General features: G+C 60.7%; 20 protein-coding genes and 1 pseudogene. 7 read left to right on the top strand and 14 right to left on the bottom strand.

What is annotated here, in order from left to right; translation table 11 throughout:
* Window positions 1-9: 9 nt before the first annotated feature.
* The 3 genes and pseudogenes from ACVVH8_RS21925 to ACVVH8_RS21935 all read right to left on the bottom strand — a co-directional run.
* Window positions 10-1,068: pseudogene (locus ACVVH8_RS21925) on the bottom strand (HAMP domain-containing protein); the annotation flags it as partial.
* A 108-nt stretch (window positions 1,069-1,176) separates the two neighbouring features.
* The gene (locus tag ACVVH8_RS21930; protein WP_103307381.1) at window positions 1,177-2,577 is read right to left on the bottom strand and encodes an aminotransferase-like domain-containing protein; all 1,401 of its coding nucleotides are present in this window, start codon (window positions 2,575-2,577) and stop codon (window positions 1,177-1,179) included.
* Between the two features lie 187 nt (window positions 2,578-2,764).
* Window positions 2,765-3,526, bottom strand: a complete 762-nt coding sequence (locus ACVVH8_RS21935) for an SDR family oxidoreductase (protein ID WP_007917441.1) — start codon at window positions 3,524-3,526, stop codon at window positions 2,765-2,767.
* A 239-nt stretch (window positions 3,527-3,765) separates the two neighbouring features.
* Here ACVVH8_RS21935 and ACVVH8_RS21940 point away from each other — a divergent pair, with 239 nt between their 5' ends.
* A complete protein-coding gene (locus ACVVH8_RS21940) occupies window positions 3,766-4,770 on the top strand; it encodes an NADP-dependent oxidoreductase (protein WP_475226317.1) in 1,005 nt (334 codons plus the stop codon).
* Window positions 4,771-4,895: 125 nt separating this feature from the next.
* Here the strand turns inward: ACVVH8_RS21940 and pyrF are convergent, their stop codons facing one another.
* The gene (gene pyrF / locus ACVVH8_RS21945) at window positions 4,896-5,594 is read right to left on the bottom strand and encodes an orotidine-5'-phosphate decarboxylase (RefSeq protein ID WP_177431481.1); all 699 of its coding nucleotides are present in this window, start codon (window positions 5,592-5,594) and stop codon (window positions 4,896-4,898) included.
* 295 nt (window positions 5,595-5,889) lie between these two features.
* On the opposite strand from pyrF, the gene ACVVH8_RS21950 reads away from it, so the two are divergent.
* From ACVVH8_RS21950 to xopAW, 3 genes are all read left to right on the top strand, one after another.
* Complete coding sequence (locus tag ACVVH8_RS21950) at window positions 5,890-6,639, top strand: response regulator (protein WP_064120678.1); 750 nt, start codon at window positions 5,890-5,892, stop codon at window positions 6,637-6,639.
* A complete protein-coding gene (locus ACVVH8_RS21955; protein WP_475226319.1) occupies window positions 6,639-7,688 on the top strand; it encodes a sensor histidine kinase in 1,050 nt (349 codons plus the stop codon). The genes ACVVH8_RS21950 and ACVVH8_RS21955 overlap by 1 nt, the downstream gene beginning before the upstream one ends.
* Before the next feature lie 107 nt (window positions 7,689-7,795).
* Window positions 7,796-8,641, top strand: coding sequence for a XopAW family type III secretion system calcium-binding effector (gene xopAW, locus ACVVH8_RS21960; RefSeq protein ID WP_475226322.1), 846 nt, complete (start codon window positions 7,796-7,798; stop codon window positions 8,639-8,641).
* Between the two features lie 383 nt (window positions 8,642-9,024).
* Here the strand turns inward: xopAW and ACVVH8_RS21965 are convergent, their stop codons facing one another.
* The 10 genes from ACVVH8_RS21965 to ACVVH8_RS22010 all read right to left on the bottom strand — a co-directional run bounded on the left by ACVVH8_RS21965 (window position 9,025) and on the right by ACVVH8_RS22010 (window position 17,828).
* Window positions 9,025-9,297 carry a hypothetical protein gene (locus tag ACVVH8_RS21965; protein WP_475226325.1) on the bottom strand — a complete coding sequence of 91 codons (273 nt, stop codon included), beginning with the start codon at window positions 9,295-9,297 and terminating at the stop codon, window positions 9,025-9,027.
* Between the two features lie 547 nt (window positions 9,298-9,844).
* On the bottom strand, window positions 9,845-10,885 hold the full coding sequence (locus ACVVH8_RS21970; RefSeq protein ID WP_103306858.1) for an AI-2E family transporter: 1,041 nt from the start codon (window positions 10,883-10,885) through the stop codon (window positions 9,845-9,847).
* A gap of 69 nt (window positions 10,886-10,954) precedes the next feature.
* Window positions 10,955-11,773, bottom strand: coding sequence for a DUF4892 domain-containing protein (locus ACVVH8_RS21975; RefSeq protein ID WP_213028827.1), 819 nt, complete (start codon window positions 11,771-11,773; stop codon window positions 10,955-10,957).
* Window positions 11,774-11,876: 103 nt separating this feature from the next.
* Window positions 11,877-12,731, bottom strand: coding sequence for an alpha/beta hydrolase (locus ACVVH8_RS21980; protein WP_103306860.1), 855 nt, complete (start codon window positions 12,729-12,731; stop codon window positions 11,877-11,879).
* A complete protein-coding gene (locus ACVVH8_RS21985) occupies window positions 12,728-13,531 on the bottom strand; it encodes an alpha/beta fold hydrolase (RefSeq protein ID WP_475226328.1) in 804 nt (267 codons plus the stop codon). The genes ACVVH8_RS21980 and ACVVH8_RS21985 overlap by 4 nt, the downstream gene beginning before the upstream one ends.
* A gap of 120 nt (window positions 13,532-13,651) precedes the next feature.
* A complete protein-coding gene (locus ACVVH8_RS21990) occupies window positions 13,652-14,095 on the bottom strand; it encodes a hotdog fold thioesterase (RefSeq protein WP_008087813.1) in 444 nt (147 codons plus the stop codon).
* Between the two features lie 31 nt (window positions 14,096-14,126).
* Entirely contained in the window at window positions 14,127-15,782 is a 1,656-nt protein-coding gene (locus tag ACVVH8_RS21995) for an AMP-binding protein (RefSeq protein ID WP_475226330.1), read from the bottom strand.
* A 205-nt stretch (window positions 15,783-15,987) separates the two neighbouring features.
* The gene (gene sixA, locus ACVVH8_RS22000; RefSeq protein WP_475226333.1) at window positions 15,988-16,440 is read right to left on the bottom strand and encodes a phosphohistidine phosphatase SixA; all 453 of its coding nucleotides are present in this window, start codon (window positions 16,438-16,440) and stop codon (window positions 15,988-15,990) included.
* Complete coding sequence (locus tag ACVVH8_RS22005; RefSeq protein ID WP_315449124.1) at window positions 16,437-16,784, bottom strand: DUF4389 domain-containing protein; 348 nt, start codon at window positions 16,782-16,784, stop codon at window positions 16,437-16,439. Before ACVVH8_RS22005 ends, sixA begins: the two co-directional genes overlap by 4 nt.
* A gap of 18 nt (window positions 16,785-16,802) precedes the next feature.
* Entirely contained in the window at window positions 16,803-17,828 is a 1,026-nt protein-coding gene (locus tag ACVVH8_RS22010; RefSeq protein WP_213026308.1) for an NAD(P)H-dependent glycerol-3-phosphate dehydrogenase, read from the bottom strand.
* Between the two features lie 196 nt (window positions 17,829-18,024).
* On the opposite strand from ACVVH8_RS22010, the gene ACVVH8_RS22015 reads away from it, so the two are divergent.
* Genes ACVVH8_RS22015 through ACVVH8_RS22025 form a run of 3 tightly spaced genes read left to right on the top strand, consistent with a single transcriptional unit; the run spans window position 18,025 to window position 22,983 of the window.
* Window positions 18,025-20,148: a TonB-dependent receptor plug domain-containing protein gene (locus ACVVH8_RS22015; protein WP_475226335.1), complete on the top strand. Its 2,124-nt coding sequence runs from the start codon at window positions 18,025-18,027 to the stop codon at window positions 20,146-20,148.
* A gap of 1 nt (window position 20,149) precedes the next feature.
* Entirely contained in the window at window positions 20,150-21,082 is a 933-nt protein-coding gene (locus ACVVH8_RS22020; protein ID WP_475226338.1) for an ABC transporter substrate-binding protein, read from the top strand.
* On the top strand, window positions 21,079-22,983 hold the full coding sequence (locus ACVVH8_RS22025) for an ATP-binding protein (RefSeq protein ID WP_475226340.1): 1,905 nt from the start codon (window positions 21,079-21,081) through the stop codon (window positions 22,981-22,983). The genes ACVVH8_RS22020 and ACVVH8_RS22025 overlap by 4 nt, the downstream gene beginning before the upstream one ends.
* The last annotated feature ends 162 nt before the right edge of the window (window positions 22,984-23,145 follow it).

The following is a 23,145-nucleotide window of genomic DNA, read 5'->3' on the forward strand; positions in this document are numbered from 1 at the left end:
ACGTCGGCTGACGTCTACTGTGGCACTCAAATCACCCGCAGCAATCCGTTGCGCGACTTCGATCACGCTGCGCAACGGCGCGACGATCAAACGCGTGATCACCCACGCGGCCAGCAGCCCGACCAGCAGCGCCAGCGCCGAAGAACCGAGAATCAGCACCGAGTTCTTTTTCAGCTCTGCCTGCATGGCCCCGTCTTCGGCGACGTAAGCCTGATCCACCCGGTCCATCACTTGTGCAGCGCGCTGATGCAGCTGTTCGTAAACAGTCTTTTCCTGAGCCAGCAGTCCGGTGTACTCGGCCAGTTTGTCGTTGAACCCGGCGATGTGCCCGGAGACTTCATTGAGCACCGTTAGATAACCCTCGTCCTTGACCGTGGATTTCAGCGCCTCGGCCTGGGCCTGGGCCTGCGCGGCCTGTTCGATATTGCCCTTACCGGCACTGTCGGCATCGCCCTTGCGGCTTTGATCGAGACGGATCCGCGCTTCATTCATCGCTTGCAGCATCAGCCTCGACACCTGACTGACCTGACTGGCCTGTTCGATGAACTGCGCGCCGTCCTTGCCCTCAGTGTCCTTCAAGGTATACGCACCGTCATCGGCCAGCCCGGCCTGCAACACGTCGAGGTTGTTGGCTACGCTGGATACCGACCAACTGGCCATTTCCAGCGCCAGATCCTTGGCCTGGGTCAAGGAGACGAACTCATCGAACGCCTTGCGATAGGCACCCAGGGACTGTTCGACATCGGTCATGACCGGCACATTGGCCGGCGACTGCGCTTTGAGTTCGTTGGCCTTGGCGATGAGCCCATCGACCCCTTCGCGCAAGGCATCCGCGGTTTTCGGGTTACCGCGCAAGGCGTATTCCTGTTCGAGCAGGCGCACCTTGAGCAGACCGCTATTGAGCGATGACATCTGCTTGAGCCCGTCGAAGCGCTGACTGATGGTCTGCAGGGACCAGACGCCAATGGCGGCGACCAGCGCGGTCAACAGCAGCACCAGTACAAACCCGATACCCAGTTTTTTCGCCATACCGAGGTTGGCAAAACGTCCTTGCACGGCCGAAATCATTGCGCGTAGTCCCCTGCCATAGTCAGTTGACGAAGAGTCGCAATGGCCATGAACCAGCACAAGTCTCTGGCGTCGGAATAATGGCAAAAAGCTACGCCCGCGTCGTTTTCAGAACACTTGAGGTCGATCCACACCGGTATTGCGAAAAAACAGTCGAGCCCGCGGATCACAGGCGTAAGCCACGTTGATACGGCACCACTCGCCGGCCTCGCCACTGGGACTGAACGCATCCGGGGCCGATAGCTGTACGCCGCAGCGTTGAGCCTGTCTGCGCACCCCGGCCTGATCGGCCATCCGCGAACGCGCCCAGATAAACAAGCCACCGCAGGGTTTGCCGAATATCTCCCAATCGGCATCCTCCAGTGCCTGCAACGCCGCAGCGCGATCGGCATTCAGGCGCTGGCGCTGGCGCTGCACCAGTTTGCGGTAGGCACCCGTCGCCATCAGGCTGGCCAGCACGGCCTCGGCAAACCTTGAGCCACCCAGACCACTGACCATCTTGACCTGAGCCAGTCGCGCAACCAACTCGCTGTCGGCGTACACGAACCCGACTCGCAACGAGCTGCTCAACGTCTTGGAAAAGCTGCCCACGTAAATCACCCGCCCCTCATCATCCAGCGCGGCCAGACGCGTGCCATTGCCCGTGTGCAAGTCCGCGTAGACGTCGTCTTCAATCAGGCGCAAATCGTAGGTCTTGCTCAATTGCACGATGCGCTGGGCCACCGCCGGTGTCAGGCAACTGCCAGTGGGATTGTGATGGTGGCTGTTGATGAACAACGCGACGGGCCGAAATTGCCGCAGCAGCGCTTCAAGCGCCTCGATATCCGGCCCGCTCGGTGTGCGACGCACTTCAAGCATGCGGATGCCATGCAGGCGCAACAGGTCGAACAGTGGCGCATAACCCGGGGATTCAACGACCACACAGTCGCCGGCCTTGAACAGGGTGCGAACGATCAGATCCAGCGCGTGACTGGCGCCGCCGGTGCTGAGCAACTGCGTGCTGCGCGCTTCGATGCCGAATAGCTTCAAGCGTTTGACAATCTGCTCGCGCAAGGCCGGCAGGCCCAGGGGCGTGCTGTAGTTGAACAGACTGGCCATGTCGGTGCGCGCCACTTCACGCAACGCGTAACTGAGATCGTCGGGCTCGCGCCAGCTCTCCGGTAAGCCGCCAGCACCCAGTTTCAAGCCGCCGGCAGCGCCGCACACCACATCGCACCAGGCATGGCGTCCCTCGAACGGCAACGATTCTTCCTCTTCGCTCTGCTTCGATGGCGATGCTGCGACGATAAAACCTGCGCCTTGGCGCGTGGTCAGAACGCCCTGCGATACCAACCGCTCGCAGGCCTCGACGACACATGACTGACTGAGCAGATTACCCTTGGCAATTTGCCGAACGGAGGGCAAGCGAGTGGCCGGCGGTACCCCGCTTTGCAAGATCCATTCAGTCAATCCGTCAACAATCTGCTGCACGACCGGCACCATTGCCTGTCGATCAATTCTCAATTCCATGAGCAAGCAAACTCCTGTCCGTTTTGCTGGCGGCAGTTAATCACAGCCGCGCCGCACAGGCTGTGCGACAACGCCGCCAAAAGCGACCGATCTAATCATTTGATTCACATTGTTTAGGCGTTTAAGGGAACTGAACGCGGCCCATAAAAAAGCCCGCACGAATGCGGGCTTCTTCCAGCGACAGGGTTCAGAACGCGGTAACGCCGCCGTCCACCGCCAGCGAATGACCGGTGGTGAATGCCGCACCGTCGCTGCACAGGTACAGCACGGCGCTGGCGATCTCCTCGACCTTGCCGATACGCCCGACCGGGTGCATGGCGTTGGCGAACTCGCCCTTCTTCGGATCGGCCTCGTAGGCCCTGCGGAACATGTCCGTGTCGATCACCGCCGGACACACTGCGTTGACACGGATTTTCTTCTTCGCGTATTCAATGGCCGCCGATTTGGTCAGGCCGATCACCGCGTGCTTCGATGCCGCGTAAATACTCATTTTCGGCGCCGCACCGAGCCCGGCCACCGAGGCGGTGTTGACGATCGCCCCGCCGCCCTGCGCCAGCAACAGTGGCAGCTGGTATTTCATGCACAGCCAGACGCCTTTGACATTGACGCCCATGATCGCGTCGAACTCGTCCATCGAGCCTTCGGCCAATTTGCCTTTCTCGATTTCGATCCCGGCATTGTTGAAGGCATAGTCGAGACGGCCGTAGGTATTGATTACCTCGTCCATCAGATTTTTCACCTCGCTTTCGACGGTGACGTTGCAACGCACGAAGGTCGCTTCGCCACCGGCTGTACGAATCAGCGCCACCGTACCTTCGCCCCCGGCAGCGTCCAGATCCGCCACCACGACTTTCAAGCCTTCGGCGGCAAATGCCTGGGCGGTCGCCCGGCCAATGCCGTTGGCGGCGCCGGTGACTACGGCAACCTGACCGGAAAACGTCATGCTCATTGTTATGTCCTCGAACGGATAGATGCAGGGGAGCTTTTATGCAACACAGCATAGCCACAGGGGTCCGTAGGGCGTCAGCACTATCAGAGGGCTGTCTAGGCGCCCATGCGCCGCAGTGATAAACCCATGCCGGTGACTATCACTGCACTGGATCGACGTGCATTCGCCGCATCAGCCAACCTTGCGGCATCGTCAATGAAGGTCTATCAACAAGGCTTCATTCAATTCGAGTGCCTGCCATGACCAACCAGACCAATCGCCAGTTCCTGCTCGCCAAGCGCCCGGTGGGCGCTGCGACCCGCGAGACCTTCACTTATCAGGAAGTACCGGTGGGCGAGCCAACGGCGGGACAGATTCTGGTCAAGAACGAATATCTGTCCCTCGATCCGGCCATGCGCGGCTGGATGAACGAGGGAAAATCCTACATCCCGCCGGTCGGCATCGGCGAAGTCATGCGCGCCCTGGGCGTAGGCAAAGTCGTCGCGTCGAACAATCCGGGGTTTGCGGTCGGGGACTACGTCAACGGTGCCATTGGCGTGCAGGATTATTTCCTCGGTGAGCCCAGAGGTTTCTACAAAGTCGATCCGAAACTGGCGCCGCTGCCGGTCTATTTGTCCGCGCTGGGCATGACCGGCATGACCGCCTACTTCGCTTTGCTCGATGTCGGCGCACCGAAGGCGGGTGACACCGTGGTGCTCTCCGGTGCAGCCGGTGCGGTGGGCAGCATTGCCGGGCAGATCGCCAAGATCAAAGGCTGCCGCGTGGTCGGCATCGCCGGCGGCGCTGACAAGTGCAAATACCTGATTGATGAACTGGGCTTCGACGGCGCCATCGATTACAAAAACGAAGACCTGTTGGCCGGGCTCAAGCGTGAATGCCCGAAAGGCGTGGACGTGTATTTCGATAACGTGGGCGGTGAGATTCTCGACGCCGTGCTGAGTCGCCTGGCGCCGAAAGCGCGGGTGGTGATCTGCGGTGCCATCAGCCAGTACAACAACAAGGAAGCGGTCAAAGGCCCGGCCAACTATCTGTCGCTACTGGTCAATCGCGCGCGAATGGAAGGTTTTGTGGTGATGGACTATGCGGCGCAGTACGCAAGTGCCGCGCAGGAGATGGCCGGGTGGATGGCCAAGGGGCAACTCAAGAGCAAGGAAGACATCGTCGAAGGACTGGAGACCTTCCCGGAGACGCTGATGAAATTGTTCAGCGGCGAGAACTTTGGCAAGTTGGTGCTCAAAGTTTAAGGCCACCACAAAACAAATGTAGGAGTGAGCCTGCTCGCGATAGCGATCTGTCAAACAACGGTAATGTTGACCGACAGACCGCTATCGCGAGCAGGCTCACTCCTACAGGGTGTTGCGGTGTTTGCTTAGGCGATTTCGGCGACTACCGAAGCCAATGCCTTGGCCGGGTCAGCGGCCTGGCTGATCGGACGGCCGATCACCAGATAGTCGGAACCTGCATCCAGCGCCTGACGCGGGGTCAGGATGCGGCGTTGATCGTCCTGCGCGCTGCCCGCCGGACGAATCCCCGGGGTCACCAATTGCAACGACGGGTGGGCGGTTTTCAGGGCCTGGGCTTCCAGCGCGGAGCACACCAGACCGTCCATCCCGGCTTTCTCGGCCAGTGCCGCCAGACGCAGCACCTGCTCTTGCGGCTCGATATCCAGGCCGATACCCGCCAGATCCTCACGCTCCATGCTGGTCAGCACGGTCACGCCGATCAGCAGCGGTTGCGGGCCGGTGCGCTTGTCCAGCTCTTCACGGCAGGCCGCCATCATGCGCATGCCGCCGGAGCAGTGCACGTTGACCATCCACACGCCCATTTCAGCGGCAGCTTTCACAGCCATCGCGGTGGTGTTGGGAATGTCGTGGAATTTCAGGTCGAGGAACACTTCAAAACCCTTGTCACGCAGGGTGCCGACAATTTCGGCGGCGCAACTGGTGAACAATTCCTTGCCCACTTTGACCCGGCACAGTTTCGGGTCCAACTGGTCGGCCAGCTTCAGTGCGGCGTCACGGGTGGGAAAATCCAGGGCGACGATGATAGGAGTCTGGCAGGCGGACATGGATGGGCTCTCAGGCAAGTCGAAATCGGCGCGCATTGTAGCGGAACCGGCGGCGGCGCGGCACCCGATGATCGGTAAATCGTCGCCCCGGCCGTGATCAGCATAGCGCTCGCTGCTATTGTGTCGAACCCGATACACAACCGACACGCCGCCAACAAGCGCCCACGCTAGCCTCGCCAGCCGCAACACGTCCTTACATCAGCACTTCCCGCCCCTCGGCTGGACGCCTATGCTGAAACCACCACCTCGCAGCCCATCTTTGTGGTTGGCGGCCAACTGGCAGATGAACAACCCCATGCACAACACCCAAACGACCGCAACTGATGAGCCCAAAGATGACAAGCGCTGGAGCATCCGTGCCCTGATCGTCGACGATGACGTGCCGATCCGTGAGCTGATGATCGATTACCTCGCGCGTTTCAACATCCACGCCAGCGGCGTCACTGACGGCGCGGCGATGCGTCAGGCGATGCAGGCCGAGCACTTCGACGTCGTCGTGCTCGATCTGATGCTGCCCGGCGAAGACGGCTTGTCGCTGTGCCGCTGGCTGCGCGCCGAATCGGACATCCCGATCCTGATGCTGACTGCCCGTTGCGAACCCACCGACCGCATCATCGGTCTGGAACTGGGCGCCGATGATTACATGGCCAAACCGTTCGAACCCCGTGAACTGGTCGCTCGCATCCAGACCATCCTGCGTCGGGTACGCGACGATCGCACCGAGCAACGGGCCAACATTCGCTTCGATAACTGGCGCTTGAACAGCGTCCTTCGCCAGTTGATCGCTGACGATGGCCTCGTCGTGCCACTGTCCAACGCCGAATTCCGCCTGCTCTGGGTATTCATCGAACGCCCGCGCCGGGTGCTCAGCCGCGAACAGTTGCTCGACGCCGCCCGTGGCCGCTCGATCGAAGCCTTCGACCGCAGCATCGACCTGCTCGTCTCGCGACTGCGGCAAAAACTTGGCGACGATCCGAAGGCTCCGCAACTGATCAAAACCGTACGCGGTGAGGGTTACCTGTTCGACGCGCGGGACATCGGCTGATGCGGGCGCGCTTCGACACGCTGTTCGGCCGCCTGTTTGGCGTGCTGTTCGTGGCGATCGTCCTCGCGCACCTGCTGGCCTTCGCCTGGTTCCACCACTACGGCCCGCCTCCGCCACCACCTCCGCCGGAGTTTTCGCAAACCGCCGAGGGGCAGCGGCCGCCCCCGGATCCACGTTATCCACCACGCCCGCCGCGCCCCTGGTTTGGCGGGCCGATCGTGCCGCTGACCTTTCAATTTGTCTCGTTGATGATCGCTGCCTGGTACGGCGCCAAACTGCTCAGCCGACCGATCCAGCGCCTCAGCGACGCCGCCGAGCGCCTCAGCGAAGACCTCGACAGCCCCCCTCTCGACGAGTCCGGCCCAAGGGAAGCAAGGCGAGCCGCGCATACCTTCAACCTGATGCAACAACGCATTCAAGAACAGGTGCAGCAACGCGCGCGCATGCTCGGCGCGGTGTCCCACGATCTGCGCACACCGCTGTCGCGGCTGAAACTGCGTCTGGAAAATATCAGCGACGACAAGCTGCAAAGTCAGATGCGTCAGGACCTCAACGACATGATCGGCATGCTCGACGCCACCCTCACCTACCTGCACGAACAACGTACCAGCGAAGCGCTGCAACTGATGGACGTGCAGGCGCTGGTCGAATCGCTGTGCGAAAACGCCCAGGATCAAGGCGCAGACGTGCAAGTCAGCGGCCATTGCGCGCCACTGCCAGTGCAACCGATGGCACTGCGCTCGTGTATCAACAACCTGATGGACAACGCCCTGCGCTATGCCGGCCAGGCACGCATCGAACTGCAGGATCAGCGCGAGCAACTGCTGATCCGTGTGATCGATCATGGGCCAGGGATTGCCGAGGACAAACGTGAGGCGGTGTTTGAGCCGTTCTATCGCCTGGAAGGTTCGCGCAACCGCAATTCCGGCGGTGTGGGATTGGGCATGACCATCGCCCGGGAAGCGGCTCAGCGTCTGGGTGGGCAATTGAATCTGGAAGAAACCCCGGGCGGCGGCCTGACCGCCATCATCCGCCTGCCAAGAATCTAAAGATCTGTGTACCCACCGGTACAAACCCCACATACCCACGACAACTTGCCCCTTGAGGCTGCATAAGCCGGTACGCCCACCGGTTTACCGTCCAAGGAGTGAGCCCGATGATCGGTAGCGTCAGCAACTACACGAGCTATACCAGCACCAGCAGCACCACCACGCAAAACGCCCGCAGCCAGCAACTGCAAAAACAACTGTTCGCCAAGCTCGACAGCAACGGCGACGGCGCGGTGGATCAAGACGAACTCAACAGCGCCTTGTCGCAAAAGTCCGACGATGGTCTGCTGGTCAACCTGAGCAAACAATTCGGCGATCTGGACAGCGACGGCAGCGGCAACCTCAGCGCCGAAGAAATGACCGCCATGGCGCCGCCACCGCCACGAGATCAGGCCCCGAACACCGACCTCGCCGACGCCCTGATCAGCGCCCTCGACACCGATGGCGACGGCGCCATCAGCGGCGACGAACTGAGCAGCGGCCTCACCAGCGCCGGCAGCACCGCCGACAGCAACGAAATCTTCTCGGCGCTGGACAAAAACAAGGACGGCACCGTCAGTCAGGACGAACTCACCGCCAGCCTGACGCCACCGCCGCCTCCACCACAAGTCAACAGCGACGAACTGTTCAGCCAGCTTGATGCCGATGGTGATGGCAGCGTCACCGCCAGCGAATTGAGTAGCGCGTTGCAGGTTAGTGACAGCACCTCGACAACCAGCACTGATACCAGTGCGGCGCTGCTCAAGGTTTTGGATAGCGACAGTAGTGGTGGTGTGAGCAGTGATGAATTGAAGGCCGCGTTACAGGCGGGGCGTGAGCGTCCGTCGGATGAAGAGACGGCCAGTGCGCAGACCACGGCTGAAGCGCTGAACCGCATGATTGCTAATCTGAGTAGGCAGTATTCGCTTACCAGCGCCGCGCCGGTGGGCAAATATCTCAATGTTGCTACGTAAATGAACCTCGTGTAGGAGCCGCTGGAGGCTGCTCCTCATGGGAATTGGTATGCATCTGGGTTTGGGGAGCATATCCGTTGCTGCGGTGATGGCTGATTAGGGTTCCGCCCTTACGGCGGGTCACTTTTTGCAGACGACGAAAAATTTGGGTTTAGGGGGCATATCCGTTGCTGCGGTGATGGCTGCTTAGGGTTCCGCCCTTACGGCGGGTCACTTTTTTGCAGACACCGAAAACTTCAGGTTTGGGGGCATATCCGTTGCTGCGGTGATGGCTGCTTGGGGTTCCGCCCTTACGGCGGGTCACTTTTTCCAGACGCCGAAAAAGTAACCAAAAAGGCTGCTCCCGGACGTACGGCACTTCGCTGTGGCTCAGTGTTCCCTCGCTACGGTGTCCATCCGGGGGCATCGCCTCCGGTTTGCTTCGCTGCACCTCCTCTCGATGAATGCGGCTTCGCCGCACGGCGCTGCGCGCCTACCCCGGATGAACACCTCCGCTCGGCCTGCCGATGGGCCTGAAGATCAAGATCAAGATCAAGATCAAGATCAAGATCAAGATCAAGATCAAAAGCCAAAGCCAAAGCCAAAGCCAAAGCCAAAGCCAAAGCCAAAGCCAAAGCCAAAGCCAAAGCCAAAGCCAAAGCCAAAGCCAAAGCCAATCAAAAGATTGCAGCCTTCGGCAGTGCCTACAAGGCATAAGTACAACCGCCAGAGCTTGGTCGACTGTCAGGTCGCCATCGCTGGCAAGCCAGCTCCCACAGGGGTGGAGTACAACCGACAGAAACAGGTCGGCTGTCAGGCCGCCATCACTGGCAAGCCAGCTCCCACAAAAAAATGAGTACACCCCCGCACGCGGCGCATGCCGCCCCACTCAACACAATGAGCGTTAGCTCGAGTACCGCTCTTGATCTCAAGCGCCCGTCGGCAGGCTGAGCGGAGGGATTGATCCGGGGGTGGGAGCGCAGCGACCGTTTGGCGAAGCCAAACACATCGAGAGGAGGTGCAGCGAAGCAAACCGGAGGCGATGCCCCCCGGATCGATCCCGCAGCGAAGGAACCCGAGCCACAGCGAGGGCCGTACGTCAGGGTAAAGCCTTTTTGGTTACTTTTTCGGCGTCTGGAAAAAGTGACCCGCCGTAAGGGCGGAACCCTAATCAGCAACACCCGCAGCAACGGATATGCTCACAACCCCCCAAAAAAACCCCACCTAAACCCGAGCCTGACTCTTACTCCAATCCGTCAACAAACTATAAGCAACAGCCAAAAGCGTAGGCCCGATAAACAACCCGATAAACCCAAACGCAATCAACCCGCCAAACACCCCAAGCAACACAATCACCAACGGCAGATTCCCGCCCCGGCTGATCAGATACGGCTTCAGAACGTTATCCACGCCACTGATGATAAACGTCCCCCAAATCCCCAAAAACACCGCCATCCCATACTCACCCTTCCAGGCCAGCCAAGCCGTAGCCGGCACCCACACCAACGGTGGCCCCATCGGAATCAGACTCAGCAGAAACGTGACGATCCCCAACACCAGCGCCCCCGGCACCCCGGCAATCAAAAACCCGATCAACGCCAGAACCGCCTGCGCCGCCGCCGTACCGATCACCCCGTTCACCACCCGCTGCACCGTGCCAGCCACCAACTCGATGTAATACCCGGCGCGCTCGCCAATCAAACGCTCCAGCAACCGATGAGCAAACGCCGCCAGACGCGGCCCGTCGCGATAGAAAAAGAACACAAAGACAATGCTCAGCGTCAGCTCGAGAATCCCGCCGCCGATCTGCGCACTGCGCGCCAGCAACCAGTTACCGACCTGCCCCAGATAAGGCTTGATCGACACCATCAGTGCCGCGCCCTGCTGATCGATGCTGTTCCAGATCCCGACCAATCGCTCGCCCACCAACGGCAAGGTACCGAGCCAGGCCGGCGCTTCCGGCAATCCATCGACCTGCACGTCTTTGATGAAGGCGGTGGCATCGCGCACATGATCGGCGAGGTTGAACCCCAGCCAGACCAATGGCGCCGCCACCAACAACATCCAGCCCAGGGTCAGGATCGCCGCGGCCAGCGACTCTCGGCCATTGAGCAGCCGGGTCAGAAGCCGCATCAGCGGCCAACTGGCAAACGCCAGCACCGCGCCCCAGAACAGCGCCGACCAGAACGGCGCCATCACCCAAAGGCTGGCACCAAACAACACCAGCAGCAGGATCTGCACCAGCAGTCGATCGTTATTGAGCATGTAGAGTCTCGAAAAAATCAGTCAGGCCAAGAATAGGCGAACACAGCGCGCGTGTTCGCCCGATAGAGCTTATCGCAACAGATCGATGCGTAAGCCAGAGCCGTCGACACTGCCGGTTTCCATCCGCGCCGCGCGCACGCCCTGATTGATCAGGGCCTGTCGCCAGGCCTCGGCTTTCGGCCCGGACACCGTCACGCGCAACGTCGTATCGAGATTAAGGCCACGGGAAATCAGGCGTAGCCAGGTGTCATCCGGATCATTCACGCGATCAGGGAAATCCAGTTCACCGGTGCTTTTCAGTTGGCGCAACAAAGTCGCCGACGTCGGCAGCAACTCACCCAGCGGCGCAACGGCCTCGAACTGTTCGACATGCAGATAGGCTTTGCGATTGCCGCGGGTAATGCTGTAAAGCGCCACCAGCGTGTTGTCCTTCGGTGCCGCCAGCCTCAGCAACAGATAGGCCTGTTGCTCGTCAGCCCCGTACAACTTGGAATTACCGAACACCTCGTTGGCCCACAGGCTGCTTTCGCCGCAGTCCCGAGCCTGACACCAGAACAGCAACTCGGCGTCCTGCTTTTGCAGGGCTTCGCGGGCGGCGGTGAAGGCTTCGGTGGCGGAATGTTCGGGCGGCAACTCGTAGGTCACCGAAGTGGTCTGGCCACGGGCAGTCACCTGACCGTCGAAACGCAATTGGCCACTGATCTTGCGGATCGCGCCCAACGGGTAGATCCGCTCCAGTTCCACCGGCGGGCGATAGTCGACGATTTGCGCATCGGCCAGGCGCGGCACGATCTGCAGATCCTGACTGCCCGGCACATCGGCGGCGAACGAAACGGAACTGAAACAGCACAGTGCCAGCAGACTGAGTGATCGCTTGGTCAGGCTCATCGGATCGGCATGGCTTGGCGGTTCGGGGTCGTAGCGGTATAGAAATCCATCGTGGTTGTCTCCCATTTCAACCCGCCCAGCCTCGACAGTTGCCCGCGGCAAGTCAAGGAATGGCGAAGAAGCGATTGAAACAGTCTGCGACAAGATCCGCGCCGGCCTCATCGTTCAGGTGCAAATGGTGCCCACCTGCCAGCTGTTCCCGGCTAAAGGGTAGACGCTCCAGCAGTTCAGAGTGTTTGGCCAGCATGCCGTCGGCGGCGACGATCAATTGCGCCGGGCAAGTGATGCGCTGAACGAAGGCCATGGCCTGCTCCTGGGTCAGGCGCAGCGGTGATGGCAGGGTCAGGCGGTTGTCGGTCCGCCAGGTGTAACCCCCGGGCACCGGCATCAAGCCGCGCTGAGCCAACAACTCGGCGGCTTCACGACTGACCGCCACCAGGCCTTTCATCCGCGCTTCGATGGCGCGGTCGAGGGTGTTGTAGACCGGTTTGCGCTTCTCGCGCAGATCCAGCTGTGCCTGCAGAGCCATGCCCATGCGCTCGGCAGCGTTTTCGCCTTTATCTGTAGGAGGAATCACCCCATCGATCAACGCCAGATGCGTGATCCGCTCGGGCAACGATCCCGCCAGCACCAGCGAGACAATCGCACCCATCGAGTGCCCGAGCAGGCCGAAACGCGTCCAGCCCAGTTGCTCGGCGACTTGCAGCACATCATGCGCGTAGTCCCACAGCGCATAGCCAGCGCCATTGGGCCGATGCCCGGAGTGCCCGTGCCCGGCCATGTCCAGCGCAATGATGCGCAAGCCTTTGAGCTTCGGTGCCAGCCGCGCAAAGCTGTTGGCGTTGTCGAGCCAGCCATGCAGGGCGATCACCGGCAAGCCGTCCTCGGGTCCGAACAAATGCGCCGCCAGTTCGATATGCGGCAGGCTCAAGCGCACTTCTTCGAAAACAGGGCTCATGCGCAATCCTTGTGACGGTTTTCCCAGCGGGTGAACAGGTTTTTCAGCAACCGTGCGGTGTCTTGCGGGCGCTCAAGGGGAAACATGTGCCCGCCGGGCATGCTCAGCGCCTCACCTTGCGGCATGCGCGAAACGAAACGGGTGTGATGGCGCATGACCACGTTGCTTTTGTGCCCGCGCACCACCGCCAGCGGCACTTTCAATTGCCGGGTACGGCCGGGGCTGGTGTGCGGCACGCCGCGATAGATGCTGATCTCGGTGGCTGGGTCGAAACGCAGGCGCAGCTTGTCGCCCACCGGATGCAAACCATGTTGCAGGTAAGCGTCGAAGCATTCCGGATCGAAACCGCGAAAAAGCGACTTGCCGGCGAAGTAACTGCGCGCACTGTCGAGGTCGGCAAACTCCTCACGGCGCCCCAGCGTGCGCCCGGCCGGGGTCAGCCTGTCGATGAAACCAAAGCGTTTGGCGGCGCGAATGACCCACTGATCACTGCGGGTCAGTACAGGGGAATCGAGCATCACCACACCGCGATACAACTCAGGGCAACGCAGCGCCGCGTGCAGGTGCAGAACGCCGCCAAATGAATGACCGACACCCCACACCGGTTGATCCTGCTGCTGCAAATGGTGGATCAACTCGTCGACCAGGTTGTACCAGTTGTCATCCGCCGGGAAACGCGGGTCATGCGCATGCTGTTGCAGATGCGCAACCCGATACTCGGGCGCCAGCGCCGCGAACAACTTGCCATAGGTGCCCGAAGGGAACCCGTTGGCGTGGGCGAAAAAGATAGGTTGCGACATACAGGCAAATCCATGAACGGGAAACGTGGCGTTGATTGTCCGCAAGACCACGTTCTGCGGCAATGACCGTAACTGCCAGGAATGATGACAGTCAGGTCAACGCCATGGGCAAATCGACAATTACCGTGCCGGCGGCTGCTCACCCAGCGGTACCACCGCCATGGTCAGGCGTGACACACAGCTGGCCTTGCCTTCATCACTGGTCAAACGGATATCCCAGACGTGCGTCGTACGGCCGATATGAATCGGCTTGGCCACCGCTGTCACCCGGCCACTGCGCAAACCACGCAGATGGTTGGCGTTGATTTCCAGCCCCACGCAGTAAAACTTGCTGGCATCGATGCACAGATAACTGGCCATCGAACCGACGGTTTCCGCCAGCACCACCGACGCGCCGCCATGCAGCAAGCCGTAAGGCTGATGAGTGCGATGGTCGATGACCATGCTCGCGGTCAGCGACTCTTCGTCGAACGCTTCAAAGCGAATATCCAGCACTTCGCCGATGGTGTTTTTCTGGATTGCGTTCAACTGCTCGATGTCGGGAGTGGTACGCCACAGGCTCATCGCAGACTTCCTTTGTTGTTTTGGTCGACGCTCAATCCTGCCACAGCACCGCCTCGCTGCGCTCGCTCCATTCTTCGAAGCGCGCGCCGTAGGTGTCTTCGATAACGTTGCGCTTGATTTTCAGGGTCGGCGTGAGAAAGCCGTTTTCCACCGCCCAACTGTCCTTGACCACCACCAGTCGGCGCAGACGCTCGTGCTTGTCGAGCACGGCGTTGACCTCCTCCAGCAGTTTCTCCAGGCTCGAATGCAGACTCGCCCGGCCCTCCTCCTGATTGACCGTCGACAGCACACACAAACCCAACGGCGCACTCAAGCCATCACCGACCACACATACCTGCTCGATCCGCGAATGCACCGCCAGACGGTTTTCAATGGGTGCCGGAGCGACGTATTTGCCTTTGCTGGTCTTGAAGATTTCCTTGAGCCGACCGGTCAGGCGCAAACGTCCTTCGGCATCCTGTTCGCCCTTGTCGCCGGTACGCAGAAAGCCTTCCTCGGTCAGCGTCTCAGCGGTCTTCTGTGGTTCTTTGAAGTAGCCCAGCATGTTCGCCTGACTGCGCACCTGCACCTCGCCCGACGCGTCGATACGCACCTCGACATCCGGGCACGGTTTACCGATCCAGCCCTGTTTGTATTGGCCCGGCAGGCAGATATGCGAATAACCGCAACTCTCGGTCATACCGTAGACCTCCAGCACATCGAGGCCGAGTTTCTGATACCAGGTAAGCAAGGTCTGTGGCACCGGCGCCGCGCCGGACAAAGCGACGCGCAAGGCATCCAGACCCAACCCCGCCAGCACTTTGTGCCCTATCCGCTTGCCAATGAACGGCAGGCCAAGGAGAAAATCCAGACGCTTCGCCGGGATCTTGCTGTAGACGCCCATCTGAAATTTGGTCCAGATCCGTGGCACACCAAACATCGCGGTTGGCCGCGCGCGCTTGAGATCGGTGATGAAGGTGTCGAGGCTTTCGGCAAAGAACACTGTCTGCCCGGTGTAGATCGATGCCAGTTCAACGAACATGCGCTCGGCAACGTGGCACAGCGGCAGGTACGACAGCAGCCGGTCGTTCTCATTGAGCCCGAACAGTTGAGTGCCACGGGTCGTGGCGAAACCGAGATTGGCAAAGCTGTGCATTACGCCTTTGGGCAGGCCGGTGGTGCCGGAGGTATAGATGATCGTCGCCAGTTGTTCAGCGGCAGGACGCGGATCGTCCTGAATCGGCGAGCAACGCTGCAAGTCCGCCCAGTTGAAATCGAACTCGCTTGGTGGATGCAGCGGCAAGCTGATGGTCGGCAAATCGGCGGGCACGCCTTTCGCCATTCCGGGCCAGTCATCGAGTTTGCCGATAAACGCCAGCACGCTTTCCGAATGCTTGAGCACTTGGGCCACCGAGTCGGCGGTGAGATTGGGATACAGCGGCACCGAAACATGCCCGGCCATCCAGATGGCGAGGTCGGCGATGATCCAGTGTGCGCAGTTTTTCGAGATCAGAGCGATGTGGCTGCCGGGCGGCAACTCCCGCGCGCGCAGCCAGTGCGCGGCGCACCGGGCCTGATGGCCGACGTCGGCCCAGGTCAGGGTCTCGACCTGCCCGCCACCGATGGGCTGTACGAGAAAGCGTTGGCGCGGATGCCGGGCCTCGCGTTCGTAAAACACGTCCAGCGGCAAACGGAATGCGGCAGACATGCGACTCGCTCCTGTTTTTTGGGTCTGGAGCAAGCGTAGTCAACCAAGCAAGTGCTTGGTTGGAAAATTCAAACAAATAATTTCAACGGATTTGCAGGCCTCATCGCTGGCGAGCCAGCTCCCCCAGATTCAGTGTGATCTTTCAATTCAAGTTCACAAAAGATCCTGTGGAAGCTGGCTTGCCAGCGATGAAGGCGACTCGATCTCAGGGGTGCTTGAGGCTGTTGAGCTTCATCGAACCGATCAGCAACTCGCTGTGTTCCAGCTCAGCCAGGCCAGCGGTGCTGACCTTCTCCGGCGGATACCCGGCGCCATGCTGCAGATAGCTGAGCAGATTGCCCACCAAAGGGTTGTGGCTGACCAGTAGCACATTGCTCACCGACACCAGTTGTTCGGCCACCCGGTCCGGATCGACCTCCGGCGTCAGCCACTCGACCGTGCGGATCTCCGGGTCAAAACCCAGCGCCTCGCGAACAATCTGCGCGGTCTGTTGCGCGCGCAGATAGGGGCTGGCGTAGATCGCCGTCAGCGGCTGGCCGATCAGGTGAGCGGCGCTGCTCAAGGCTTCTTTGCGACCGTGATCAGTCAGTTCCCGCTCGGAGTCAGGACACGAGCCGTAAGGCACGGCCTCACCGTGACGCAACACCCAGAGTTTCATAGCTTGGGCTCCTCATCGCGGGCCGGATGCGGTGCTGGCGGCACGGCGTGTGGCGCCTCACCTTCGGGCGTACGCGGCGTTGGCCAGTCGGCGAACGGCCAGGGTTTCTGGTCGCTGTGGAAGCTGCCGAAGCGGCCGATCTGCGCCAGAAACTGGCTCAGGCTGTCGCCGAAATTCATCAGGCTGGCGCTCGGGGCGCCGTAGATCAGTCTATATACAAGCTGCACCAGCACCACCGCGCCGAGGATGAACTGCGCCACCTGCCAGACCAATATGTAGACGATCATCCACAACACCCGCAGCAGGATGGATTCGTACTTGGCTTCGGTTTTCGGATCGTTCATGGCTCACTCCCTGCTGAATCAGTTGAAACCACTGGTGGAAATAAAGTCGACGTCGGTTTTCGGCTCGGCCCGCATCAGCAGACCGATGACCTGTTCCAGCGTGCGCCCCTCAAACAGGATCGCGTGCAGCCCGGCGACCAGCGGCATGTACACGCCCACCTCCTGGGATTTGGCCTTGAGCACTTTCAGGGTGTTGACCCCTTCGGCGACTTCACCGAGGCGCGACACCGCGTCCTCAAGACTCAGGCCCTGGCCCAAGGCGAAGCCGACCTGATAGTTGCGGCTCTTCGGCGACGAGCACGTCACGATCAAGTCGCCAACACCGGCCAGACCGAGGAAGGTCATCGGGTTGGCGCCCTGATTCACCGCAAACCGGGTCATTTCGGCCAAGGCGCGAGTGATCAGCATGCTCTTGGTGTTTTCGCCCATCTCCAGCGCCACCGCCATGCCGGCAATGATCGCGTAAACGTTTTTCAGCGCCCCGCCCAGCTCGACACCGAAACGATCAGCACTGGCGTACACGCGGAAGGTGCGGCCATGCAATGCGGCCTGCACCTGTTTGCACAGTTCTTCGTCTTCACTGGCGACCACCGTGGCGGTCAGCGCATGCTCGGCGATTTCCCGCGCAAGATTCGGTCCGGACAACACGCCGATGCGCGCTTGCGGGGCAATCTCCTCGAGGATCTGGCTCATCAGTTTGAAGGTGTGGGCTTCAATGCCTTTGGTCAGGCTGACCAGCATCTTGCCGCGCAAGCGCTCGGCGTGAGCCGCCAGCACCGTGCGCAAGGCACTGGACGGCAGCGCGACAAAGCACAAGTCGCAGGCGTCGAGGGTTTCCTGCAGGTCAGTGACGGCGGTCACCCCCGGCAGAATCTTGATGCCTTTGAGGTAACGCGGGTTTTCGCGATTGACCCGGATGGCCTCGGCCTGCTCGGGGTCACGCATCCACTGCCGGACTTGATGGCCGTTCTCGGCCAAAAGATTGGCCACGGCGGTTCCAAAACTTCCGCCTCCCAGGACCGCAATCGGGCGCTGTTCAGTCATATGCAATCCGTTAATCCATACCAGTGGCGATGCCGGCATTATACGGGGCGACCCGGTCGCGGCCAGCCCCCGCGTCAATTACCGACACTTGTAGGAAGAAGACCAATAAAACCTAGGAAAATGCCTCTAACGTGACTGGAAAAGTCGCTGCCCTCGGTTAACATGCGCGCCAATTCTTCGCTCTATAGGCTGTGTCGTGTTTTTTGCCGCTCTCCCACCGCGTTCCTCCCTGCTGCTCGCGCTGTTGTTCAGCCCGGTGTTGCAGGCGGACGACCTGTTCATGGACAGCGAAGCGCTGCCGCAGGTGTTGACCGCCACGCGTCTGAAGCAGACGCCCGCAGAAGTGCCGGGGAGCATGACCGTACTCGACAGCGAATTGATCAACGCCAGCGGTGCCCGCGACATCAGTGAACTGCTGCGGCTGGTGCCGGGGATGATGGTCGGCAACATCAGCGGCAATCAGGCGGCGGTCAATTACCACGGCACCAACGCCACCGAAGCGCGGCGCATGCAGGTGTTGATCGATGGCCGCTCGGTTTATCGCGCAGGCCTGGCGACGGTGGACTGGAGCGACATTCCGGTGGCCATCGAGGATATCGAGCGCATCGAAGTCTTTCGCGGCCCGAACACCGTCAGCTACGGCGCCAACGCACTGATGGCGGTGGTCAACATCATCACCCGCAACCCGGCGGACAGCCACGGCACGCGCCTGAAGTACACCCGTGGCCAACGCGGCATCAATGACTTCTATGCCAGCCAGAGCAGCGGATGGAATGGCGGCGACCTGCGCCTGTCGCTGTCCGGCCAGGAAGACGATGGATTCGACCGCGACCGCAGCGGTGCCGATTACCGTGACAGCCGCCGCTTGAACCGCTTCAGCCTCGCCGTCAGCCAGACCCTCAGCGACAACCAAAGCCTCGACTGGCAGGTCAATGCCAAGGATGGCAGCAACCAGCGGCCCTACACCTACCGCCCTGTGTTCTCGGGGATTACCGCCGCCGGGAACAATTCCGACGTGGTGGCCAAGGACTACGCCGGCTCGGTGCGCTGGAATCTCGACATCAACCCGGAGCACAGCCTTTATATCCAAGGCTCGGCGCAACATTGGGATCGTCAGCAAACCTGGCGTGCCTGCGACGCCGAGGTGTCGTTCAGCCCTGAGTTGACGCAACTGTGGCAGCTCAACCCGAATTACACCGAACGTCTGGCACGCAACATCACCCGCTTCACCGGCCCGGGCGCCGCGCCCGGTACGCCACAGGAAATGGCGTTGGCCAACCGCGTACTCGATCAATGGCGCAACGGCGCCAGCCAGACTCTGTGCGGCGAGATCGACCAGAGCGCCCGCGAATCGCGCTACGACCTCGAACTGCAAGACACCCTCAGCCTGTCCGACAGCGTGCGTCTGGTCAGCGGCATGAACTATCGTTACGACCGGGCTGATTCCGAGACTTACTTCAACGGCACGCTGGACGACACCACCTGGCGCGCGTTCGGCCAACTGGAATGGCGCGCCAGTGAACACTGGCTGTTGCAGGGCGGTGCGATGTTCGAAGACACGCAACTGATCGGCAGTTCGCTGACGCCACGCTTCGCGGTCAATTACCTGATCAATCCGCGCCACGGCCTGCGCGCGGTGTATTCGGAGGCGATTCGCTCGCCCGACATGTTCGAGAACAACGTCAACTGGAGCTACCAGGTCAGCAAGCTGCGGCCCTCGGCCTACGGCCAGTCTTCGGCGCGTTACTTCGTCAAGACTCGCGGCCCGGGCGATCTCGATCAGGAACACATGCGCTCGCGGGAGCTGGGCTACAACGGCTATTTCGCCAATCTAGGTCTGGCGCTCGACGTGAAGCTGTTCTACGACGAGATCACCGGGATGATCAGCGAACCGCTGCGCAACAACCAATACATCGCCAGCAACGCCAACAGCTCACGCTTTCGCGGCACCGAAACCCAACTCGACTGGCGCCTGAGCACCGTCGACCGCCTGCGTTTGACCTACGCCTACGTCGATGCCGAGGCGAGCAATCCGCTGGATCAGCAATTCACCGCCAGCAACAGCGGTTCCGCCGGCTGGCTGCGCGACTGGGGCCATGGCTGGAACAGTGCCCTCTTCTATTACGGCGACAATGCGCTCAACGGCTACCGCTTCGAGCGGGTCGACACGCGGATCGCCAAGCGCATTGCGCTGGGCAAGGCTCAAGTGCAATTGGCCGGCGTGCTGCAACAACGTCTCGACCATGAGCCGACCACTTTCGTCGACAACAATTACGACGAGCGCCGCGTGCTGTACTTCAGCGCCGAGCTGGAATTCTAAGGTGCGCTACGGCATGCCGCGCAAGACGCCAACTCTGGCTCAATGGCTGGCCGGGTTGTGTCTGTTTCTGACTGCGTGGCTGCACGGTGTGGCGGTGCAGGCCGCCGACATTCTGTTGACCGGCGCCGAAGAAAGCCCCGGTGTGCAAGCTTTCGTGCAGGCGCTGAGTGAGCTGCGCCCGACCGACACCGTCCGCTTCCAGCCACTGGCCAGCCTGCCGGCGCCGGGTAAATTGCCGGCCAGCCTGCGCCTGATCCTGCTCGATCTGCCGAGCCTCGACTGGCGCCTGCAAGAATCCCAGGGCCCGGCGACGCTGGTGTTGCGCATCAGTCGCCTGCAAGCCCGTCAACGTTTCGGCTCGGCTCAGCCATCCCGCTTGAGCCTGTTGTGGAGCGATCCACCGCTGGGCCGACAACTGCAATTGATCCGGCGAATCCTGCCGCAGGCGCGTCGAGTTGGCGTTTTGTTCGACCAGCACAGCGAGTTTCTCCTTAAAGAGCTGCTTCTGGCGGCGCAGCCACTGAATCTGGAAATCGTCAGCCAGCGCTGGGACAACACCCACGACAGTCGCCCCTTGCAAACGGTGCTGAAAAACAGCGACGTGCTGCTGGGCCTTGACGATCCCGATCTGTACAACCCGAAAACCGCGAAAAACCTGCTGCTCAGCAGCTACTCGCGACAATTGGCGCTGATCGGCCCGAACGCCGCGTTTGTCCGAGCCGGCAGCCTGGCCAGCACTTACAGCGACCAGAACGATTGGCTGAGTGTGCTCGACCATTTGCTCGACCAGCCACCCGCCAACTGGCCGCGCACGCTTTATCCCGCATCTTTCAAAGTCTCAAGTAATGCCCAGGTGGCTCGTTCTCTTGGAATCGAACCACTGAATGAAGCGTCTGTTGCCAGCGCGTTGGCTGAAGGAGAAAGCCGCCCATGAGTTTCCGTCGTCGTTGGGACATCAACACCCGCACCCAGCTGATAAGCCTGGGCCCGGCGCTGTTGCTGACCTTGTTGTTGATCAGTTTCTTTACCTTTGTGCGCATTCAGGATTTGCGCCAGGAGCTGAATCACACCGGCCAACTGATCGCCAACCAACTGGCGCCCGCCACCGAGTACGGGGTGATTTCCGGTAACAACGAAGTCCTGGAAAGTCTGCTCAAGGCTACGTTGGCGACGCCCAATGTGCGTTTTCTGGAAGTGCAGGACAGCGCCAACCGCATTCTGGTGTATGTCGAACAACCCGCGAACGCCCACAGCCGACCGCATCAGGTTGAAGTGTTTCAAGCGCCGGTGCGCTTGCAACGGATTGCCTTGCAGAATGACTTCTTCCAGGACGCCAAAGTCAGCAATGGCGGGGCCAGCGAGGACTATCTGGGGCGGGTGATCGTCGGTCTGTCCAACGATGCGTTCAGTCAGCGTCAGCAGGAAATCCTGCTCAAGGCAGGGATTCTGGCGTTGTTCGCCCTGCTCTTCACCTTTGTGCTGGCGCGACGTCTGGCCGGCAGTCTCTCGCAGCCGATTCGCGATATCGGCAACGCGGTCAAGGCGATTCAGGACGGCGACTATAAAACCCCGCTGCCGATCGTCGATGACACCGAACTCGGTGCGCTGTCGCAGCACATCAACAACCTCGCCCAGGCGCTGGAACAGGCCAGCCGTGAACAGCAGCAGGCCATGGCGCAATTGATCCAGACCCGCGAAGAAGCAGAAAAGGCCAACAACGCCAAATCCGACTTTCTGGCGATGATGAGCCATGAATTGCGCACGCCCATGAACGGTGTGCTGGGCATGCTGCAATTACTCGAAACCACGGAGATGACCGAGGAGCAGATCGAATACGCCGCCCTCGCCTCCGAGTCCACCGAGCATCTGCTCAAGGTGATCAACGATATTCTCGACTTCTCGCGCATCGAGCGTTCGGAGCTGGAGCTTGAGCACATTCCGTTCAACCTCGCCGAACTGATCGGCGCCTGCGCGCAGTCGTTCCAGCACAGCGCAGTGCAACGTGGCCTGGCCCTCAATCTGCGGATTCCCGAGGACATGCGCGGTTTGCAGGTACAGGGCGATCCGACGCGGATCCGGCAGATTCTGGTCAACCTGGTCGGCAATGCTCTGAAGTTCACCGAACAGGGCCGGGTCAGCATCGAGGCGCAGTGGCAGTCACTGGATCACGAACTGCTGTGGTTCACCTGCTCGGTGCGCGACAGCGGCATCGGTATTTCGCCCGAGAGCCTGGAATCGATGTTCAACGCATTCCAGCAGGCCGACAGCTCGATTTCGCGGCGCTACGGCGGCACCGGGCTCGGCCTGCCGATCGCCCGCACCCTCGCCGAACGCATGGGCGGCACCTTGCGCGCCCAGAGCGAGGAAGGTCGCGGCTCGGTGTTCACCCTGGAAATTCCGTTGGCTCTTTATAAGCAGGCGTTGCCACAACTGGCCGCCCCCCGTGCGCTGAACGGCAATGGCCACGGCGAGGGGCGCAATGTGTTGCTGGTGGAAGACAACCCGGTCAACCAGACCGTGATTGAAGCAATGCTGCGCAGCCTGGGCTTTACTGTCAGTGTCGCCACCGACGGCGCGCAGGCAGTGCGCAGTGCCGAGGGCAATGATTTCGAAGTGATTTTGATGGACTGTCGTTTGCCGATCATCGATGGCTATGAGGCCACCCGGCAGATTCGCCAGCTGGCCGGGCGCAACGACGTGCCGATCATCGCGCTGACTGCCAATGCTTTGCAGGGAGACCGCGAAACCTGTCTGTCGGCAGGGATGAACGATTATCTGGCGAAGCCGTTCAAACGTAATGATCTGCAGCAGATTCTGCAGCGGTGGGTGTCGTAGTGATGGTCTTTCCACCATCTGCGACTGGCGTGAAAAGCGAAAGTGCGGCAGTCTTAGGCACCCGAATGAGCCTCAAAAGGGGCTTGAATAAAAATTTCAGTGCACAAGTGTACATTCATGTCCTTGGTGCTGTGACTTTCACCACAACGCAATAGTCTATGA

It is taken from the genome of Pseudomonas trutticola BRTCR10, assembly GCF_056155105.1.

Bases quoted from the DNA above. Each gene is read 5' to 3' on its own strand.
- ACVVH8_RS21930 (WP_103307381.1), bottom strand. From the start codon at position 2,577: ATGGAATTGAGAATTGATCGACAGGCAATGGTGCCGGTCGTGCAGCAG.
- ACVVH8_RS21935 (WP_007917441.1), bottom strand. From the start codon at position 3,526: ATGAGCATGACGTTTTCCGGTCAGGTTGCCGTAGTCACCGGCGCCGCC.
- ACVVH8_RS21940 (WP_475226317.1), top strand. From the start codon at position 3,766: ATGACCAACCAGACCAATCGCCAGTTCCTGCTCGCCAAGCGCCCGGTG.
- pyrF (WP_177431481.1), bottom strand. From the start codon at position 5,594: ATGTCCGCCTGCCAGACTCCTATCATCGTCGCCCTGGATTTTCCCACC.
- ACVVH8_RS21950 (WP_064120678.1), top strand. From the start codon at position 5,890: ATGCACAACACCCAAACGACCGCAACTGATGAGCCCAAAGATGACAAG.
- ACVVH8_RS21955 (WP_475226319.1), top strand. From the start codon at position 6,639: ATGCGGGCGCGCTTCGACACGCTGTTCGGCCGCCTGTTTGGCGTGCTG.
- xopAW (WP_475226322.1), top strand. From the start codon at position 7,796: ATGATCGGTAGCGTCAGCAACTACACGAGCTATACCAGCACCAGCAGC.
- ACVVH8_RS21970 (WP_103306858.1), bottom strand. From the start codon at position 10,885: ATGCTCAATAACGATCGACTGCTGGTGCAGATCCTGCTGCTGGTGTTG.
- ACVVH8_RS21975 (WP_213028827.1), bottom strand. From the start codon at position 11,773: ATGAGCCTGACCAAGCGATCACTCAGTCTGCTGGCACTGTGCTGTTTC.
- ACVVH8_RS21980 (WP_103306860.1), bottom strand. From the start codon at position 12,731: ATGAGCCCTGTTTTCGAAGAAGTGCGCTTGAGCCTGCCGCATATCGAA.
- ACVVH8_RS21985 (WP_475226328.1), bottom strand. From the start codon at position 13,531: ATGTCGCAACCTATCTTTTTCGCCCACGCCAACGGGTTCCCTTCGGGC.
- ACVVH8_RS21990 (WP_008087813.1), bottom strand. From the start codon at position 14,095: ATGAGCCTGTGGCGTACCACTCCCGACATCGAGCAGTTGAACGCAATC.
- ACVVH8_RS21995 (WP_475226330.1), bottom strand. From the start codon at position 15,782: ATGTCTGCCGCATTCCGTTTGCCGCTGGACGTGTTTTACGAACGCGAG.
- sixA (WP_475226333.1), bottom strand. From the start codon at position 16,440: ATGAAACTCTGGGTGTTGCGTCACGGTGAGGCCGTGCCTTACGGCTCG.
- ACVVH8_RS22005 (WP_315449124.1), bottom strand. From the start codon at position 16,784: ATGAACGATCCGAAAACCGAAGCCAAGTACGAATCCATCCTGCTGCGG.
- ACVVH8_RS22010 (WP_213026308.1), bottom strand. From the start codon at position 17,828: ATGACTGAACAGCGCCCGATTGCGGTCCTGGGAGGCGGAAGTTTTGGA.
- ACVVH8_RS22025 (WP_475226340.1), top strand. From the start codon at position 21,079: ATGAGTTTCCGTCGTCGTTGGGACATCAACACCCGCACCCAGCTGATA.